This is a genomic window from Streptomyces sp. NPDC048560, assembly GCF_040650955.1.
GTDB lineage: Bacteria > Actinomycetota > Actinomycetes > Streptomycetales > Streptomycetaceae > Streptomyces.
In genome coordinates this window covers 437205-454257 of sequence record NZ_JBEZIJ010000005.1, presented here as the reverse complement: position 1 = coordinate 454257, position 17053 = coordinate 437205, and the positions used below count along the sequence as shown (strand labels likewise).

The window sequence follows — 17053 nt, the reverse complement described above, 5'->3', positions numbered from 1 at the left end:
ACGCGAAAGGGGCGGCCACCGGATTCCGGTGGCCGCCCCTTCCGACGTACGGCTGTCAGCCGTTCAGCTCGGCCGCCACCAGCTCCGCGATCTGTACGGCGTTCAGCGCCGCGCCCTTGCGCAGGTTGTCGTTGGAGACGAACAGCGCCAGACCGTGCTCGACGGTCTCGTCGACGCGGATACGGCCCACGTACGAGGCGTCCTTGCCGGCCGCCTGGAGCGGGGTCGGGATCTCGGACAGCTCGACGCCGTCGGCGTCCTTCAGCAGCTCGTAAGCGCGCTCGACGCTGACCGGACGGGCGAACCGGGCGTTGATCTGGAGCGAGTGGCCCGAGAAGACCGGGACACGGACGCAGGTGCCGGACACCTTGAGCTCCGGGATCTCCAGGATCTTGCGGGACTCGTTACGGAGCTTCTGCTCCTCGTCCGTCTCGAACGAACCGTCGTCCACGATCGAGCCGGCCAGCGGCACCACGTTGAACGCGATGGGGCGCTTGTAGATCGTGGGCGCGGGGAAGTCGACGGACTCGCCGTCGTGGGCCAGCTTGTCGGCCTGGTCGACGACCTTCAGCGCCTGGTTGTGCAGCTCGGCGACACCGGCGACACCGGAGCCCGACACCGCCTGGTACGAGGCGACCGTCAGCGTCTCCAGACCGGCCTCGGTGTGCAGCGGGCGCAGCACGGGCATGGCGGCCATCGTGGTGCAGTTCGGGTTGGCGATGATGCCCTTGGGGCGGACCTTCGCCGCGTGCGGGTTGACCTCGGAGACGACGAGCGGCACCTCGGGGTCCATGCGCCAGGCGGAGGAGTTGTCGATCACGACGGCGCCCTGGGACGCGACCTTCTCGGCGAGCGCCCTCGACGTCGCGCCACCGGCCGAGAACAGGACGATGTCCAGGCCCGTGTAGTCGGCCGTGGAGGCGTCCTCCACGGTGATGTCCGTGCCTTCCCACACGATGGTGGAGCCCGCGGAACGGGCGGAGGCGAAGAGCCGCAGCTCGGCGACGGGGAACTTCCGCTCGGCCAGGATGCTGCGCATGACTGTGCCGACCTGACCGGTGGCGCCGACGATTCCGACCTTCACGAAGACTCCTCAGTACGTGTGTGCGACCCGCTTGCCGCTCCATGATGCGTATGTCCCCGCCCGCCTTGTCCAATCCATTGTCCGTTCCTCGGACGGGGCACGCCGTCCGGGTGAACGTTCCGCCGCACTTCCGCGTCACAGGGGAAACACATTCAGGGGGAGGCAGTCCTTGCTGGGAAGGAAGGTCGCCGGCGCGGGGGAAGATCCTCTCGGCCCGGCACAGGTGAACCGGGTGCGTGCGGTGCTCTCGCTCGGCGGAGTGCCGCACTCCGACCTCCAGGACGGGGTGCAGCAGGTACGGCTGCGTCTCCTGGAGCGCGCGGCGAGCGGCCAGGAGGCACCCCGCGAGATCGGCGCCTGGGCGGCGGTGGTCGCCTCCCGGCTGGCCGCGGACTGGCACCGGGGCCGCAGCAGACAGGAACGGATCGGTGCCCGGCTCGCCGCGCTGAGCCCGGCGGACCCCCTGACCGAGGGCGGCCAGGAGGCCCGGCTGCTGGCCCTCACCGTCGCGGAGGGGCTCGACGAGCTGCCCGCCGCGCAGCGCCAGGCCCTGGTGCTGCGGTTCTACGCCGATCTCTCCGTACCGCAGATCGCGGCGGAGCTGGGCATTCCCGAGGGCACGGTGAAGAGCCGCCTGCACACGGCGGCACGAGCGATGCGCGAACGGCTGACGCGGCTGCACGCGGACGAGGTGGTGTGACGGTGAACACGGACGGACAGGACGAGCTGATGGCCGTACTGCTGGGGGAGCCGGCGCCCGACGCGGACCAGGACGCGGACGGCGCGGCGCGGTACGCCTCGGCTGCCCGTGACATGGCGGTGCTCGGGGAGCAGCTGCGCGTCGTCGGGGACCGGCTGGCCGCGCCGGAAGCACTCCCGGAGGTCCGCGCGCCCGGCCGTCCCCGGTGGACCGGGAGGGGGCCGCTCGCGCTGGCGGCGTCGGTGGTGGTCGCCGCGTGTCTGGCCGGGACCGGGATCCTCTGGACGGTCGCGCAGCCGTCCGGGGAGCACGGCGACGCCAAACTGACCGAGGAGGGGAGGCTGGCCTGTGCGCGGGTCATCGCGGACGGCACGGTCAGCCGGACGGAACGGGCCGCCGGCCTCGTACGGGTCGTGCTGACGGTGGACCGGTACCTCAAGCCCGACAAGGGGCCCCGGGAGACCTCGTTCGTCGTCACGGGTGAGGAGGAGGACTACTTCCGGCCCGGCAGGCCCATGCTCGTGGTCGTCTCGCGCTTCCCCGGCGAGGGGGTCGAGTCCTACCTCGGTGACGACCGGGCCGTCGCATGGCAGTCGATGCAGGCCGCGCTGCCCGCCTCGCGCGACCTGGAGTGCACGGACCCCGGATGACGCACAGCGGGGCGGGAGCTCCCGGAAGAGCGCCCGCCCCGCTGCTCAGATACTGCCGGTCGTTACGGCGTGACCTTCTCGATCACGACGCTGCCGGTGCCCGCCGCGGTGCCGCGGGCGTTCACCAGCTGGACCTCACCGAAGAACTGACGTCCCTCGGGGGCCGCACCGGCGACCAGGACCTCGGCGCCGAGCTGGGCCGAGGCGCCGTTGGCGAGGGTCACCGACTTCGACTCGTCGACCGTGATCGCACCGAGGGACGGCGCGTAGTACACGTCGCGGTAGTCGTACTCGGTGGTCCCCGCCGGAACCGCGTAGCCGTCGACGACGACGGTGTACGTGCCGGCGGCCGGCTTCACCAGGCTGACCGACTCCTCGGAACCGGCCGACGTGGAGGCACCGACCTCGGTGTCGCCGTTGTAGACGTACAGGTCGATGTCGGCGTTCGCGTCCGACGTGCCACCGATGGCGAAGTCGAGCTTCTCGACGCCCTCACCGATGGTGACCGTGGTCTCGTACGTCTCGCCCGTGGCGATCGACGGGCGCTCGACCTTGGCCGAACCCAGCGAGCCGCCCTTGAGCTTGCCCTCCAGGTCACCCGCGTTGTTCGTGACCGTCCAGTTGACCGCGGCCGGGGTGCCGACCTTCGCCTCGGCGATGGTCTGCACCGCCGGGTCGAAGGTGGCGCCGAGCAGCGAGACACCCAGCTTGTACGGGTTGTCCAGCAGCGGCGACGTACGCCGCGACTCGACCTCGATCTCCCAGACGCCGGGCTGCGGGTCCTGGTAGGAACGCGTGTCCGGGCGGCAGGTGTTGGTCGGGCTCTCGTAGTTCGGGTAGCAGTAGATCGTGGCGCTGTCCTCCACCGCGACCCCGTAGGGGTGGATGGAGATGAACCGCGTCTGGCTGCCCGAACGGAGTGCGCTGAGGGCGACCTCAAGGGTCTTCGCGCCCTCCGGCACGTTCACGAAGTACGACTTGTGGTCGTTGCGCTGCACCGACCCGGTCGTCGTGTAGGAGTAACCCGGCGCCACGAGCTGCTTGGAGACGACGACGGTGGCGAGGATCTGGTGGTCCACACCGACGGTCCGCGAGTCGTTCACCTTGAGGATCGCGCTGTGCACACCGGCACTGCCCGGGCGCGCCTTGACCTTGACGGTCACCGGCTTGCCGAGGGGCAGGTAGACGGTGCTCGAACCCGCCAGCGAGAAGGTGCCGTCGTTGTTCTTCCAGGACAGCGAGTGCGCGACGTTGCGGTCGGGGCCCGTGGTGCGGGTGACCGTCACGTCGTACGTCTTGCTCTGGCCGGCCTTCAGGCCGCCCTCGCGGTCGTACAGGCCCGTGCCGAAGCCCGGGGTCTTCAGCGCGAAGTCGATCGCGGTGTCGACCGGGGCCTTCACCGAGTACTCGTGCGCCGTGGCGCCCGCCTTGATGGAGTTCCAGGCACCGATGATGTTCATCAGGCCGGCACCCTGGGCGTGCGCGGGCACACCGCTGATGTGGGTGGCGGTGCTGGTCAGCGCGGTGCGGAGATCGGCCGGGGGCAGCTCGATGTCCTTCTGCTCCGCGGCCGAGAGCAGCAGCGCGGCGGCACCGGCGGCCTGCGGCGAGGACATCGACGTGCCCTGCAGCATGGAGTAACCGGCCGGCAGGCTGTAGCCGGCCTCCTTGACCGGACCGCCGGCCTGCCACGTCTGGGTGGTGTTGATCGAGGCACCCGGAGCGGTCAGGATCGGCGCGAAGCCGCCGTCCTCACGCGGACCGCGCGAGGAGAAGGGCAGCATGGCGTACTTCTTGGTGACCTTCGAGCCGTAGTTGGCGGCCCACGTCTCCTTGGAGATGGACGCACCCACCGAGATGACGTGGTCGGCGAGACCGGGGTCACCGATGGTGTTCACACCCGGGCCGTCGTTGCCGGCCGAGATGACCAGCTGGACGCCGTAGGTGTCGATGAGCCGCTTGTAGAGCTCCGCGCGGGCGTTGTTGCCGTCGTTCAGCGGCGGCAGGCCGCCGATCGACATGTTGACGATGTCGACACCGCGGTTCACGACGAGGTCGATCATGCCCTCGGTCAGCGCGATGTTGGTGCAGCCGCCGGACCAGGTGCAGGCACGCGAGGAGACGACCTTGGCGCCGGGCGCCGCGCCGTTCATCTTGCCGCCGAACAGGCCGTGGGCCGCGGTGATGCCCGCGACGTGCGTGCCGTGAGAGCCCTCGATGACACCGATGTTCACGAAGTCGGCCTTGGCGCCGGCCGCGTTGTACACGACGTTCTTGCGGGTCTCCACGACGAACGGAATCCGCTCGACGACGTCGGTCGCCGGGTTGTCCGTACCGAAGTAGCCGACCTGGTTGCCGTCCTTGTACGGCTTCATGGCGGCGTCGTTGGTGAAGTCGGCGTCGTTGTTCAGGTCGACGCGCGCGGTACCGGCGACGGCGTCGTACAGGACGGCCCACACGTCGGTGGTGTCGCCGTCCCGGTTCAGGTCTCCCGCCATGTCGCCACCGCGGGTGGCGGCCTCGGAGAAGAGCTGGATCTTGTACGCGCCCTCCGGCGCCGTGTACGTGCGTCCGGCGATCGTGAAGGTGGGACCGGCCACGGATGCCGTCATCCGCAGCCACGTGCCGTCGCCGTCGCTGACCGGGTCGGTTGCCGTGACCCAGTCGACGATCTTGCGCTCGCCGGTGGTGGTCTTCTGCAGCGCCGGGTGACCGAGGTCCACACCGGAGTCCAGGACACCGATGGTGATACCGCGGCCGTCGGCCTTCGGGTTCTGCGCGACGAAGTCGACGGCGCCCGTCTCGAAGGACGGGTTGTACGGGTTCTTCGCCGGAGTCGACCTGCCGGGCGCCGGGTAGGAGCCCGTCGCCTGCGTCGAGGCACCGGCCGCGCGGTCGCCCGCGGGAGTCGGGTCGTCGAGCTTGATCTCCTGCTTGAGATCGATGCCGTACACGGACGACAGCTTCTGCGCCGCCTTGAGCGTGGCCTCGGCGGTGGCAGTGGGCACGGTCGCGCGCACGTAACCGAGCTTGTCGTACGTCTGCCCGAGCACGGACCCCTTGACGGCGTCCAGCTGCTTGGTCACTTCCTCGGTCGCACCGGGGGCGGTGGCGACCATCAGCGTGATGCTCTTCTCGCCCTTGGCCTCGGCCTTCGCCAGCACGTCGGCGTCGGCGCTGCCGAGCTTGTCGCCCTTGGCAGTGGACTTGACCGGTGCGGTGGCGGGGTCCTCGGAGGCGAAGACCGGGGCGGCGCCGGAGGCTGCCAGTGCGGCCACCAGACCGGCGGCGGCGGCGATTCTGGCCGCTCGTCTCGCTCCGGGTATGAAGCTGGGGGATTCCTTGGTCATCAGCATCCCTGTATGTGAAAGAGAGAGTCCGGAATTCGGTACCCGATGACCGCTCACCCTGTCGTAAATGACAGGGGTTTGTGGAGAGTTGACGGGGGCGAGTATGGGACATGGCGTAGATCCGCCAATGAGGTCAAAGCGTCACGTGGGACGAATGGGTCGATAGGTGTCGTCATCGAGGCAGGATCACCACATAGGCGGCCGGTACCCGGTCGTTCGCCGCCATCAGCGCGGTGCGCACCACGGTCGCCTGCTGCGCCGGGGTCTCGCGCAGCTTCCCCGGCGTGACGTGCACGACGGTGATCCCGAGCCGTTCCAGGTGGTCGCGCTTCTCGGCGTACGCGGACCAGTGCGCCTCGTCGTCCTCTCCCGGGGCGCGGCAGTCGATCTCGACGGCCACGGCCTGCTCGGGCCAGTAGGCGTCCACCTCGCCCAGGTGCGGGCCGCCCGGCAGTCGCAGGTCCACGTTCCACAGCGGGTCCGGCACCCCCTGGGTGCGGACCATCTCGTACAGCCGGCTCTCCGCGATCGCCCGGCCCTCCGTCAGCAGGGCGTCGACGGCCTCCCTCACGTGGGCCCGCCCCAGAAGCTTCGCCGCGCTCAGCTCCCGCACCACCGAGGAAGGTTCGCAGTACCCGTCCCTGACGGCGTCCGTCAGCAGCCGGCGCGCCACGGAGCCGTCCGTGATCCCGGCAAGGGCATCCGCGAGGGCCCGCTCGACGGGGGCCACGGGGATCCCGTCCACCTGCACGGGACGGGGCAGCCCCGTACCGCGGAGCACCTCGACGTACCGGGTCGAGCGCAGCCGCCGGGTGCGGGGCACCAGCACGTCGATCCGGTGGAGCGAGACCATGGGCGGCGCGGAGCGGAACCCGTACAGCGCGAGCGCGGCCAGGCCCGTCACCATGGCCTCCCCGTACTGGGGCCCGGGCTGCTCGGGAACCGGACGCCGCGCCGACGCGGGAGGGCGCCCGGCGTACAGAAGGGCGCCGTGCAGGCGTTCCTCGCCGGTGGGGGGACCGGGGTGCAGCAGGTACACGCCGGGAAGAAGTTGCTGCCAGGAGCCGCCGGGCAGGCACTGTGCGGCGGTCTGTGCGGCGGATACGCCCTGGGCCCGCAACTGCGCGGTGGACCGCACGCGGTGGCGTACCTCGTGGGGGTGGGGGAAGAGAGGGGTGTTCTGCGTCATGACCCCGACGTTCCCGCGAACTGAGGGGCCCCTAACCTCTGTTACACGCCCGTCGACAATCCGGGACAACGCCGCCCTAAAGTACGGGAGTTCGACTGCCGAAAAGGCCCGTCCCGCCGGAAATCGTGCGGCGGCCGACCGTGTGCGTGTACGAACCCCGCACGTACGGGCGAGGTCCCGTTCCGGGCTGGCGGGACCCGGGCCACCCCTACAGGGCGGCCCGGGACCCCGGCACCGGCTTCAGCCCGCCCGGCGCCCGAGCCCGGATCGGGGACGCACGACCCGGGTCACACCGCCTGCCCGCGCAATGCCCGCGCCAGATCGTCCCGCGCCTCCAGGACCAGCCGCCGCAGCGCCGGAGCCGCGTCCGCGTGCGAGGTCAGCCACGCGTCCGCCGCCGCCAGCGTCTCCGGACTGTCCTGAAGCCCCGGGAACAGCCCCGACACCACGTCCATACCGATCTGGATCGACCGCTCGGACCACACGCGCTCGATCGCGGCGAAGTACGCGTCCGCGTACGGCGCCAGCAGCTCCCGCTGCGACGACTGGACGAAGCCCGAGATGGTCGCCGTGACCAGCGCGTTGGACAGCTTGTCCGACTCGACGACCGCCGCCCAGGCCTGCGCCTTGACCGCCGCTGACGGCCGCGAGGCCAGGCACCGCACCTGGTGCCGCTTGCCCGACGCCGTGTCGTCGCGCGCCAGCTCGGCGTCGATGACCGACTCGTCGGCCCGCCCGTGCGAGGCCAGCGGCGACAGGAAGGCCCAGCGCAGTTCCTGGTCGACCTCCAGGCCGTCGATCTGCTCCGAGCCGTCGAGCAGCCCCTCCAGCAGTTCGAAGTCGGCGTCGCGCGTGGCGGCGGACGCGAAGAAGCGCGCCCAGGTCAGCTGGTGCTGACTGCCCGGCTCCGCGGCGCGCAGCTCACGCAGCGCACCCTCGGCCAGCAGTCGGCCGCCCTCCGCACGCCGGTCGGCCGCGACGTAGTGCACGAGCGCCGAGTGCGTCCAGTTGTGGAGCATCTGGAGCACACCGATGTCCGACTCGCGGCCGGAGAAGGCGAGGACCAGCCCGATGAAGTCGCGGGCCGGCAGCAGCGCGTCCCGCGTCAGGTTCCACAGCGCCGACCAGCAGACCGCCCGTGCCAGGGGATCCGTGATGTCTCCGAGGTGCGCGCCGAGGGTGGCGAGGGAGCCCGCGTCGAAGCGGACCTTGCAGTACGTGAGGTCGTCGTCGTTGACGAGGATCAGCGCGGGCTGCTCCGCGCCGGTCAGCTCGTCGACCACCGTGCGCGGTCCGGCGACGTCGACCTCGGCGCGGGCGTAACGGACCAGGGCGCCCTCGGGGCCGTGCCGGTAGAGGCCGACCGCGATCCGGTGCGGGCGCAGCTCCGGGTGGGACTCGGCGGCGTCCTGGAGGACGGCCAGTTCCGTGATCCGGCCGGCCACGTCGTACGTCACGTCCGGCGTGAGCACGTTCACGCCCGCGGTCTGCAGCCACGCCCGGGACCAGGCCGTCATGTCGCGCCCCGAGGTCTCGGCGAGCGCGGAGAGCAGGTCGCCGAGCTGGGTGTTGCCGTAAGCGTGGCGCTTGAAGTAGCGCCGTGCGCCTTCGAGGAACGCGTCCCGTCCGACGTACGCCACCAGCTGCTTCAGCACCGAGGCGCCCTTGGCGTAGGTGATGCCGTCGAAGTTGAGCTTGGCGTCCTCCAGGTCACGGATGTCGGCCGTGACGGGGTGGGTGGACGGCAGCTGGTCGGCCCGGTAGGCCCACGCCTTGCGGTTGTTGGCGAAGGTGACCCAGCCGTTGGTGAAGCGGGTCGCCTCCACCTGCGAGAACGTGCCCATGAAGTCCGCGAAGGACTCCTTGAGCCACAGGTCGTCCCACCACTGCATGGTGACCAGGTCGCCGAACCACATGTGCGCCATCTCGTGCAGGATGACGTTGGCCCGGCGCTCGTACGACGCCGACGTCACCTTGCCGCGGTAGATGTACTCCTCGCGGAACGTGACACAGCCCGGGTTCTCCATCGCACCGATGTTGTACTCGGGCACGAACGCCTGGTCGTACTTCCCGAAGGGGTACGGGTAGTCGAAGTTGTCGTGGAAGAAGTCCAGGCCCTGCTTGGTGACGAGGAAGATGTCGTCCGCGTCGAAGTGACGGGCGAGCCCCTTGCGGCACATCGCGCCGAGCGGGATCTCCAGCGTCGTGCCGTCGTCGGACACCCGGGTGTAGAGGTCGCTCTCGTAGTGGTACGGACCGGCGACGACCGCCGTGATGTACGTCGAGATCGGCTTCGTCTCGGCGAAGCGCCGCACCTCCCCGTCGCGGGACTCCTCGGCGCCGTTGCTCCAGACGGTCCAGCCCTCGGGGGCCGTCACCTCGAATCGGAACGGCGCCTTGAGGTCGGGCTGTTCGAAGTTCGCGAAGACGCGCCGGGCGTCGGCCGGTTCGTACTGCGTGTAGAGGTAGACCTCGCCGTCCTCCGGGTCGACGAAGCGGTGCATACCTTCGCCGGTGCGGCTGTACGCGCACTGCGCGTCGACCACGAGGACGTTGTCGCCTTCGGCGAGGTCGTCGAGCGCGACCCGGCTCCCGTCGAAGACGACCGCCGGATCCAGCGGCTTCCCGTTCAGCGTCACCGCGTTCACGCTCGGCGCCAGCAGATCGGCGAAGGTCGGGACTCCGGCGTGCGCGGCGCGGAAGCGGATGGTGGTCTGCGAGCGGAAGGTACGCGGGCCGGCCTCCCCTTCGTCCCCGCCGGGCTCACCGACGGCGGAACGCAGGTCGAGAGCGACCTCGTAACCGTCGACGGTCAGCAGCTCGGCCCGCTTGCGGGCCTCGTCGCGGGACAGATTTTCACCGGGCACGGGCACTCCTTCGTGTCTCGTTCGAACGGCTTTGATCCTCGCATGTCGCTTCTGGTGCCGGTATCCGGGAATGGGGAGGCGGCCGGGTGGTGTTCTGTCGCTCAGTGGACGGGCCCTTCTGAGGAGAGACATGTCTGACAACAGCACGGCGAACGGCCGGACTCCGGTCGATTTCTGGTTCGACCCGCTCTGCCCCTGGGCGTGGATGACTTCCCGCTGGATGCTGGAGGTGGAGAAGCTCCGTGACGTCGAGGTCCGCTGGCACGTGATGAGCCTGTCCGTACTCAACGAGGACAAGCTCGACGAGCTGCCCGAGCGGTACCGCGAACTCCTGGAGACGGGCTGGGGCCCCGTCCGGGTCGTCATCGCGGCACAGCAGAAGCACGGCGACGAGGTTGTGGGCCCGCTGTACACGGCGCTCGGCACCCGCTTCCACAACAAGGGGGAGGGCGCCACGCCCGAGGCGATCGCCGCCGCGCTGACGGATGTCGGCCTCCCGGCCGAGCTCGCCGAATACGCGGACTCCGACGCGTACGACACGGAGCTCCGCGCCTCCCACAAGGAGGGCATCGACAAGGTCGGCCAGGAGGTCGGCACACCCGTCATAGCCGTTCCGGGTGACGACGGCGAGCAGGTCGCCTTCTTCGGTCCGGTCGTGACCCCCGCCCCGAAGGGTGAGGACGCGGCGAAGCTGTGGGACGGCACGCTGCTGGTGGCGTCGATACCCGGCTTCTACGAGATCAAGCGGACCCGCACCCAGGGCCCGATCTTCGACTGACGGCGGGAGAGGGGGGCGGGCTCCGGACACGGTCCGGAGCCCGCCCCCCTCTTCATGTCAGGCGTCGGCCGGGGTGACCCACTCGACGAACTGGACGATCACGCCGTTCGGGTCGGTGATCTGGAAGAGGCGTTCACCCCAGGGCTCCTCCCGCACGGGCATGGTGATCGCCACGCCCTCGGCCCGCAGCCGCTTCTCCTCGTCGTCGAGGCCGGTGACGGTGAAGGCGAGGATCAGGCCGGAGGCGTGCTGCTCGCGCTGCCCGGCCGGCAGGATCTCGATGCCCCGGCGCAGCAGGCCGCACCGACCCCGAGATCGCGGCCGTGCTCGCGGACGAGACCACGCGCGCCTTCGGCCTGCTCGAACCGGCCCTCGGCGACTACGCCGTGGCCTGATCCCGCGGGAACTGCTCCAGGCCGGTCGCCGGCAACCGCCTCGACCGTCTCCTCCACCGTGCCCCGAGGTGTCGGTCCACGTCGAGACTCAGCTGCCGCTCCGCCCGCCGGGCGCTGCCGCCTCCAGCTCGTCGATGCTGCCGGACATGATCGTGCGCACGTGCTCCGTGATGTGCTCGGCGGGCCAGTCCCACCACGCGACGGCGAGCAGGCGGGCGATGTCCTCGTCGGCGTACCGGGTGCGGATCAGCTTGGCGGGGTTGCCGCCGACGATCCCGTAGTCCGGTACGTCGGAGACGACCACCGAGCCGGAACCGATGATCGCGCCGTGCCCGATGCGTACGCCGGGCATCACCGTCGTGCGGTAGCCGAACCACACGTCGTTGCCGACGACGGTGTCGCCCCTGCACGGCAGACCGGTCAGCAGGTCGAAGTGGTCGGCCCACGAGCCGCCCATCGTGGGGAAGGGGAACGTGGAAGGGCCGTCCATACGGTGGTTGGCGCCGTTCATGATGAACCGCACCCCCGTGCCGATCGCGCAGAACTTCCCGATGACGAGCTTCTCCGGCCCGTAGTGGTACAGCACGTTGCGCGTCTCGAACGCGGTCGCGTCGTCCGGGTCGTCGTAGTACGAGAAGTCCCCGGCCTCGATCAGCGGCGAGGTCACGAGTGGCTTCAGCTGCACCACGCGCGGCTGCCCCGGCATGGGGTGCAGCACCGTGGGATCGGCGGGGACGAGGCTCATGCGTGCTGCTTCCGACGGTACGACTGCGGGCGGGGGCCCTCATGATGGCAGCCGTCTCCGGGCGGCCGCACGCCCGTTTCCGCGCGGCCGCCCCGCCTCCGCTCAGGCCCGCGGGTCGTCCCGCGCGCTCGCCGCGATGTCGGGGAAGTCCGTCACGACGGCGTCCACGCCCTGCGCGAAGTGGAAGGCGTACTCGGCGAACGCGTCACCGAACTCGGTCGGCACGGCGCCCCGGCGGTACGACGCCGGAAGGTACTGGTTCTCCGCACGGAAGGTGTACGCGCCGACCTTCAGACCCGCCGCGTGGGCGTCCGCCAGCAGGGTGAGCGGCGGGACGAGCGAGGACTTGTCGGGGCCGATCCAGTCCGCGTAACGGGCGATCTCGCGCAGCCCGGCGGGCGTCATCATCTCCTTGTACGTGACCGTGTGGCCGTACGGACCACCGCTCGTACCGAGCGCCTGCCAGAGCGGCAGCCCGAGCTCTGCCTCCGCCACCCGGTGCAGGCTGGAGGGTTCGAAGGACTGGACGACGCAATCGCGGGCGCCGAGGCGGTTGCGGCGGATGACACGGATCAGTTCCGGCTCCAGCGGCAGCCCGATCGACCGGAAGTACGTGGGGTGCTTGGTCTCCGGGAAGACCGCGATCCGGCGGCCGTGCTCCCGGGACAGGGCGCGGGCCAGATCGATGACCTCCTGGAACGTCATGACCTGCTCGCGGCCGTCGAAGACCGTGTTGCGGTTGCGGACCAGCGGCAGCCGCTCCACGGCCCGCAGTGTCCTGAGCTCGGCGAGCGTGAAGTCCTCCGTGAACCAGCCGGTGACCGCCCTGCCGTCGACGGTCCTCGTCGTGCGCCGGCCGGCGAACTCCGGGTGGGCTGCGACATCGGTGGTGCCCGATATCTCGTTCTCGTGGCGGACGACCAGGACGTGGTCCTTCGTCGGGACGAGGTCGGGCTCGATCCAGTCGGCCCCGGCCCGTACCCCGAAGGCGTAGGCGGCGGCGGTGTGTTCGGGACGCCACCCGGCCGCACCGCGGTGACCGATGACCAGGGGGCCCGCCGGCCGGCGGCCGTTCCGGTCGGAAGCGTCCGACGCGACGGCGGGACTCGCCGCCGCGGCCGTCACCGCGGCCGTGGCCAGCAGGACCGAACGTCGTCTCGGGGCGTGGTTCATGCGGAACTCCTCGCGTGGGACGGAGGAACCACATAAGCGACGAGGGGTTACGGCACGGGGGACGGCGCCCTGCGGGCGTATGTACGTGCGGGGGACCGACCCGGCACACATCCGCCCCGTCCCCCGCGACCTGATCCGGCGTCCGAGGAGACGACCGGCTAGCGGACCGCCCCGGCACCCTTGCGCTGCCGCACCAGCCCGATCCCGGCCAGTACCAGCGTCAGCAGACCCGTCGCCAGCAACTGATCCCGGGTGTCCGGCTGCCGCAGCATCAGCAGGAAGATCCCGGCCATGGCGGCAAGCGCCACGATCGTCCCCACCGGGAACAGCCACATCCGTACGACGAGCTTCTCCGGGGCCTCCCGCTCCATCCGCCCGCGCAGGAGCAGCTGCGAGACCGCGATGAAGATCCACACCACCAGGATCACCGCGCCGATCATGTTGAGCAGCCACGGGAAGACGTCGTCCGGCCGCCAGTAGCTGAGCAGCACGCACAGGAATCCGAACACGGAGGAGACGAGGACCGCCGTACGCGGCACGCCGGACGTGACCTTGCCCAGCCGCGCCGGGCCCTGACCGCGCGACACCAGGGAGCAGGCCATGCGCGAAGCGCCGTAGATGTTGGCGTTCATCGCGGAGAGCAGCGCGATCAGGATGACCACGTTCATGATCTCCGCCGCGCCGGTGATGCCGAGGTGGTCCAGGGCCGCGTAGAACGGGCCGACGGTGGCGACCTTCGGGTCGTCCCACGGGACGAGGGTCACGATGACCGCCATCGAGCCGACGTAGAACAGCGCGATCCGCCACATGGCCGTCCGTACGGCCTTCGCCACACCCTGCACCGGGTTCTCCGACTCGGCCGCCGCGATGGTGACGGTCTCCAGACCGCCGTACGCGAACACGGAGGCCAGGAGTCCGATGATGAATCCCTCGGAGCCGTTTGGCAGGAAGCCCCCGTCCCCGGTGAGGTTGGACGTGCCCGGTGCGTCCGTGCCCGGCAGGACACCGAGGATCGCCAGCAGCCCGAGCACCAGGAAGAGCGTGATGGCGACGACCTTGAGCGAGGCGAACCAGAACTCGAACTCGCCGAAGTTCTTCACGGCGGCCAGGTTCGTCCCGAGGAACACCACCATGAACAGCGCGACCCAGGCCCACTCGGGAGTCCCCGGCAGCCAGCCGGTGACGATCTTCGCCGCGCCGATGCCCTCAAGGCCCACCGCGACACAGAGCAGCACCCAGAACGCCCACCCGGCGGTGAACCCCGCCCAGGGGCCGATCGCGCGCTCGGCGTGTACGGAGAAGGAACCGGACGCCGGGTTGGCCGCCGACATCTCGCCGAGCATCCGCATCACGAACATGACGAGCAGTCCGGAGATGCCGTAGGCGATGACGATCGACGGACCGGCGGCCGCGATACCGGCGCCTGAGCCGACGAACAGCCCCGCGCCGATGACGCCGCCGAGGGCGATCATCGACAGATGGCGCTGCTTGAGGCCGTGCGTGAGTGCGGAGTCGACCGTGCCGGTGCCGGGGGACTCGGGTCCGGCGGTGGGGGGCGACGCGGAGGTCCGGGACATGGACACGCTCTGTTCGGTAGCCGGGACAGGGGAAGTCCACAGTCTGTGCACGCACGCCGCCCACAGGGAACGGGTGTCCGCTATACGGTCACGAGGCTCACACAAGGTGCGCACCCGGCTACTTATGCGCCGATACCCCTGCGGTCCCTGAACTCCCGCCCCAGCGCGACCAGAAGCACCAGCCCCGTCGCCCCGGCCGACCACAGAACCTGGGGGCGCGCCGTGTCATCGGTCAGCATCAGCACCAGCACGCCGAGCAGTCCGGCCAGCGTCAGCCATGTCAGATACGGGAAGCACCACATCTTCAGGGTCAGCGCCTCGGGCGCCTCACGTTCGATCCGGCCGCGCAGCCGCAGCTGGGACGCCGCGATCAGGGCCCACACGAACAGCAGGACCGCGCCGACCGAGTTGAGCATGTAGAGGAAGACCGACTCGGGCCACCTCAGATTGAGGAGGACGGACACGAAGCCGAAGGCCACCGAGGCGAGCACCGCCCGCCGGGGCACGCCCCCGTCCGCAGCGCTCCCGTCCCTCGCCACGCCGCCCGACACCTTCAGCAGCGCGCGCGGTGCCTCACCGCGCTCGGCCAGCGAGAAGATCATCCGGGACGAGCCGTACAGATTGGCGTTGAGCGCGGAGAGCAGCGCCACGAAGACCACGATGTTCATGATCTGCCCCGCCGACGGCACCCCGACCGCGTCCAGGACCTTCACGTACGGGCTGAGCCCCGCCTGCTGCGCGGTCCACGGCAGCACGGTCACGATCACCAGCATCGACCCGACGTAGAAGAAGAGGATGCGCACCACCGCGCTGCGCACCGCCCGCCCCACGGCCCGTGCCGGGTCGTCGGTCTCGGCCGCGGCGATGGTGACGACCTCCAGACCGCCGAAGGCGAACACCACCGTCAGCACGCCGGAGACCACCCCGTCCCAGCCGTTCGGCAGGAAACCGCCCTGCCCGGTGAGGTTCGTCAGCCCGACCGGATCGGTGTCGGGGAGCACTCCGAAGATGGCCAGCAGCCCGAGCACAAGGAAGACCACGATCGCGGTGACCTTCAACGCGGCGAACCAGAACTCGAACTCGCCGAAGTTCTTCACCGCCGTCAGGTTCGCCGCGGTGAACACGACCATGAAGACCAGCACCCAGGCCCACGGCTCCACGGCCGGCACCCAGCCGTGGGCGATCTGCGCGGCGGCCGTCGCCTCCACGGCGAGCACCACCACGAGCAGGAACCAGTAGAGCCAGCCCGCACTGAAACCGGCCCACCGGCCCAGCGCCCGCTCCGCGTGGACGGAGAACGAGCCCGAGGCCGGCATCGCCGATGACATCTCGCCGAGCATCCGCATCACCAGCATCGCGAGCGCGCCCGCGATCAGGTACGAGAGGACGATGGCCGGACCGGCGACCGCGATACCGGCGCCGGAACCGACGAACAGCCCGGCACCGATCACCCCGCCCAGCCCGAGCATCGTCAGATGGCGCTGCTTCAGACCGTGGGACAGGGGCTCGGGCCGCGTGGGGGACGGGAGGGGGGCGGGAGGGGGCGAGTCGTGCATGAGGTGCGGGTCACTCTCGGATCATTTATGGGGAACCTACAGTCTCACGCCCTTAGATCCGGCCTGGAGAACGGGCCCACCCCGCCCCCACCTCAGTGACGAGCATCACGCCCAGGTGAGATTGCGTTCCCCGCTTTGTTTGAACCCGACCAATTCCCCAACCTCCGCTTTGTGGACGGCTGATGGTGATCGAGCGTTAACCGGTGGGCTAACGTCGGCCGGAGTCCCCTGTCCTGCTGCCCTCACCCGCGGAGTCCCGATGAGTCTCGCCGCCACCCACGTCCGCTCCGGAGCGGTCCTCGCCGACCTGCTGCCCGCGGCCCGGATCCGCTACGCCGTCGACACGGCCCTCGTCATGGGCGGCGCCGCCCTCACCGGCGTTGCGGCCCAGATCGCCGTCCCGGTCCCCGGCTCCCCGGTCCCCGTCACCGGCCAGACCTTCGCGGCGCTCCTCGTCGGCACGGCGCTCGGTGCACGCCGCGGTTTCCTCTCCCTCGGGCTGTACGCGCTGATCGGCATGGCCGGTATGCCGTGGTTCGCCGGCGGCACCTCCGGTGCGGGCGGCGCCTCGTTCGGCTACGTGCTGGGAATGCTGCTCGCCGCCACCGTGGTCGGCGGCCTGGCCCGCCGCGGCGGTGACCGTTCCGTGCTGCGCACCGCGGGCACGATGGTCGTCGGCTCCGTCATCATCTACGCGGTCGGCGTGCCGTACCTGGCCCTCTCCACCGGCATGTCGATGAGCTCGGCCGTCGCGCTGGGCCTGACGCCCTTCCTGATCGGCGACGCCCTCAAGGCGGCCCTGGCCATGGGCGCGCTGCCCGTCACCTGGAAGCTCGTCGGGCGCCGCGGCTGACGCCGTACGCCCCACCGAAGAGGCTCGCCGGGTCGTGAGAACGACAGACCGGCGGGCCTCTCGCATGTCCGGGGCCGGTGAGCCCCCGGTACCGGCGGGCTCTCCCGAGCACCGCACCCCGTGCACGGGCCCCGGG

General features: G+C 70.5%; 12 protein-coding genes and 1 pseudogene. 4 read left to right on the top strand and 9 right to left on the bottom strand.

The features are described 5' to 3' along the window. Nucleotides 1-55: 55 nt before the first annotated feature. Nucleotides 56-1084, bottom strand: a complete 1029-nt coding sequence (locus AB0C82_RS17030) for an aspartate-semialdehyde dehydrogenase (protein WP_362841965.1) — start codon at nucleotides 1082-1084, stop codon at nucleotides 56-58. Between the two features lie 169 nt (nucleotides 1085-1253). On the opposite strand from AB0C82_RS17030, the gene AB0C82_RS17025 reads away from it, so the two are divergent. Both AB0C82_RS17025 and AB0C82_RS17020 read left to right on the top strand, forming a co-directional pair. Then, on the top strand, nucleotides 1254-1784 hold the full coding sequence (locus AB0C82_RS17025; protein ID WP_362841963.1) for a sigma-70 family RNA polymerase sigma factor: 531 nt from the start codon (nucleotides 1254-1256) through the stop codon (nucleotides 1782-1784). Between the two features lie 2 nt (nucleotides 1785-1786). Continuing rightward, nucleotides 1787-2434 (top strand): hypothetical protein, encoded by a 648-nt coding sequence (locus tag AB0C82_RS17020; protein WP_362841961.1) that lies wholly within the window; start codon nucleotides 1787-1789, stop codon nucleotides 2432-2434. 62 nt (nucleotides 2435-2496) lie between these two features. Here AB0C82_RS17020 and AB0C82_RS17015 read toward each other — a convergent pair whose 3' ends face one another. The 3 genes from AB0C82_RS17015 to pepN form a co-directional block, all read right to left on the bottom strand. Beyond that, on the bottom strand, nucleotides 2497-5790 hold the full coding sequence (locus tag AB0C82_RS17015) for a S8 family serine peptidase (RefSeq protein ID WP_362841958.1): 3294 nt from the start codon (nucleotides 5788-5790) through the stop codon (nucleotides 2497-2499). A 166-nt stretch (nucleotides 5791-5956) separates the two neighbouring features. Continuing rightward, the gene (locus AB0C82_RS17010; protein ID WP_362841955.1) at nucleotides 5957-6973 is read right to left on the bottom strand and encodes a hypothetical protein; all 1017 of its coding nucleotides are present in this window, start codon (nucleotides 6971-6973) and stop codon (nucleotides 5957-5959) included. Between the two features lie 287 nt (nucleotides 6974-7260). Continuing rightward, complete coding sequence (pepN, locus tag AB0C82_RS17005; protein WP_362841953.1) at nucleotides 7261-9840, bottom strand: aminopeptidase N; 2580 nt, start codon at nucleotides 9838-9840, stop codon at nucleotides 7261-7263. A gap of 130 nt (nucleotides 9841-9970) precedes the next feature. Here pepN and AB0C82_RS17000 point away from each other — a divergent pair, with 130 nt between their 5' ends. Further along, entirely contained in the window at nucleotides 9971-10618 is a 648-nt protein-coding gene (locus tag AB0C82_RS17000; RefSeq protein ID WP_362841950.1) for a disulfide bond formation protein DsbA, read from the top strand. 57 nt (nucleotides 10619-10675) lie between these two features. Here AB0C82_RS17000 and AB0C82_RS16995 read toward each other — a convergent pair. The 5 genes and pseudogenes from AB0C82_RS16995 to AB0C82_RS16975 form a co-directional block, all read right to left on the bottom strand. After that, a pseudogene (locus AB0C82_RS16995) lies at nucleotides 10676-10915 on the bottom strand (VOC family protein); the annotation flags it as partial. 186 nt (nucleotides 10916-11101) lie between these two features. Further along, nucleotides 11102-11758, bottom strand: a complete 657-nt coding sequence (locus AB0C82_RS16990) for a CatB-related O-acetyltransferase (RefSeq protein ID WP_362841947.1) — start codon at nucleotides 11756-11758, stop codon at nucleotides 11102-11104. Nucleotides 11759-11860: 102 nt separating this feature from the next. After that, entirely contained in the window at nucleotides 11861-12931 is a 1071-nt protein-coding gene (locus AB0C82_RS16985) for a glycerophosphodiester phosphodiesterase family protein (RefSeq protein WP_362841945.1), read from the bottom strand. 158 nt (nucleotides 12932-13089) lie between these two features. Then, on the bottom strand, nucleotides 13090-14508 hold the full coding sequence (locus tag AB0C82_RS16980) for an amino acid permease (RefSeq protein WP_362842106.1): 1419 nt from the start codon (nucleotides 14506-14508) through the stop codon (nucleotides 13090-13092). 122 nt (nucleotides 14509-14630) lie between these two features. After that, complete coding sequence (locus AB0C82_RS16975) at nucleotides 14631-16064, bottom strand: amino acid permease (protein ID WP_362841944.1); 1434 nt, start codon at nucleotides 16062-16064, stop codon at nucleotides 14631-14633. 259 nt (nucleotides 16065-16323) lie between these two features. On the opposite strand from AB0C82_RS16975, the gene AB0C82_RS16970 reads away from it, so the two are divergent. Further along, nucleotides 16324-16917: a biotin transporter BioY gene (locus AB0C82_RS16970; RefSeq protein WP_362841941.1), complete on the top strand. Its 594-nt coding sequence runs from the start codon at nucleotides 16324-16326 to the stop codon at nucleotides 16915-16917. Nucleotides 16918-17053 lie beyond the last annotated feature (136 nt).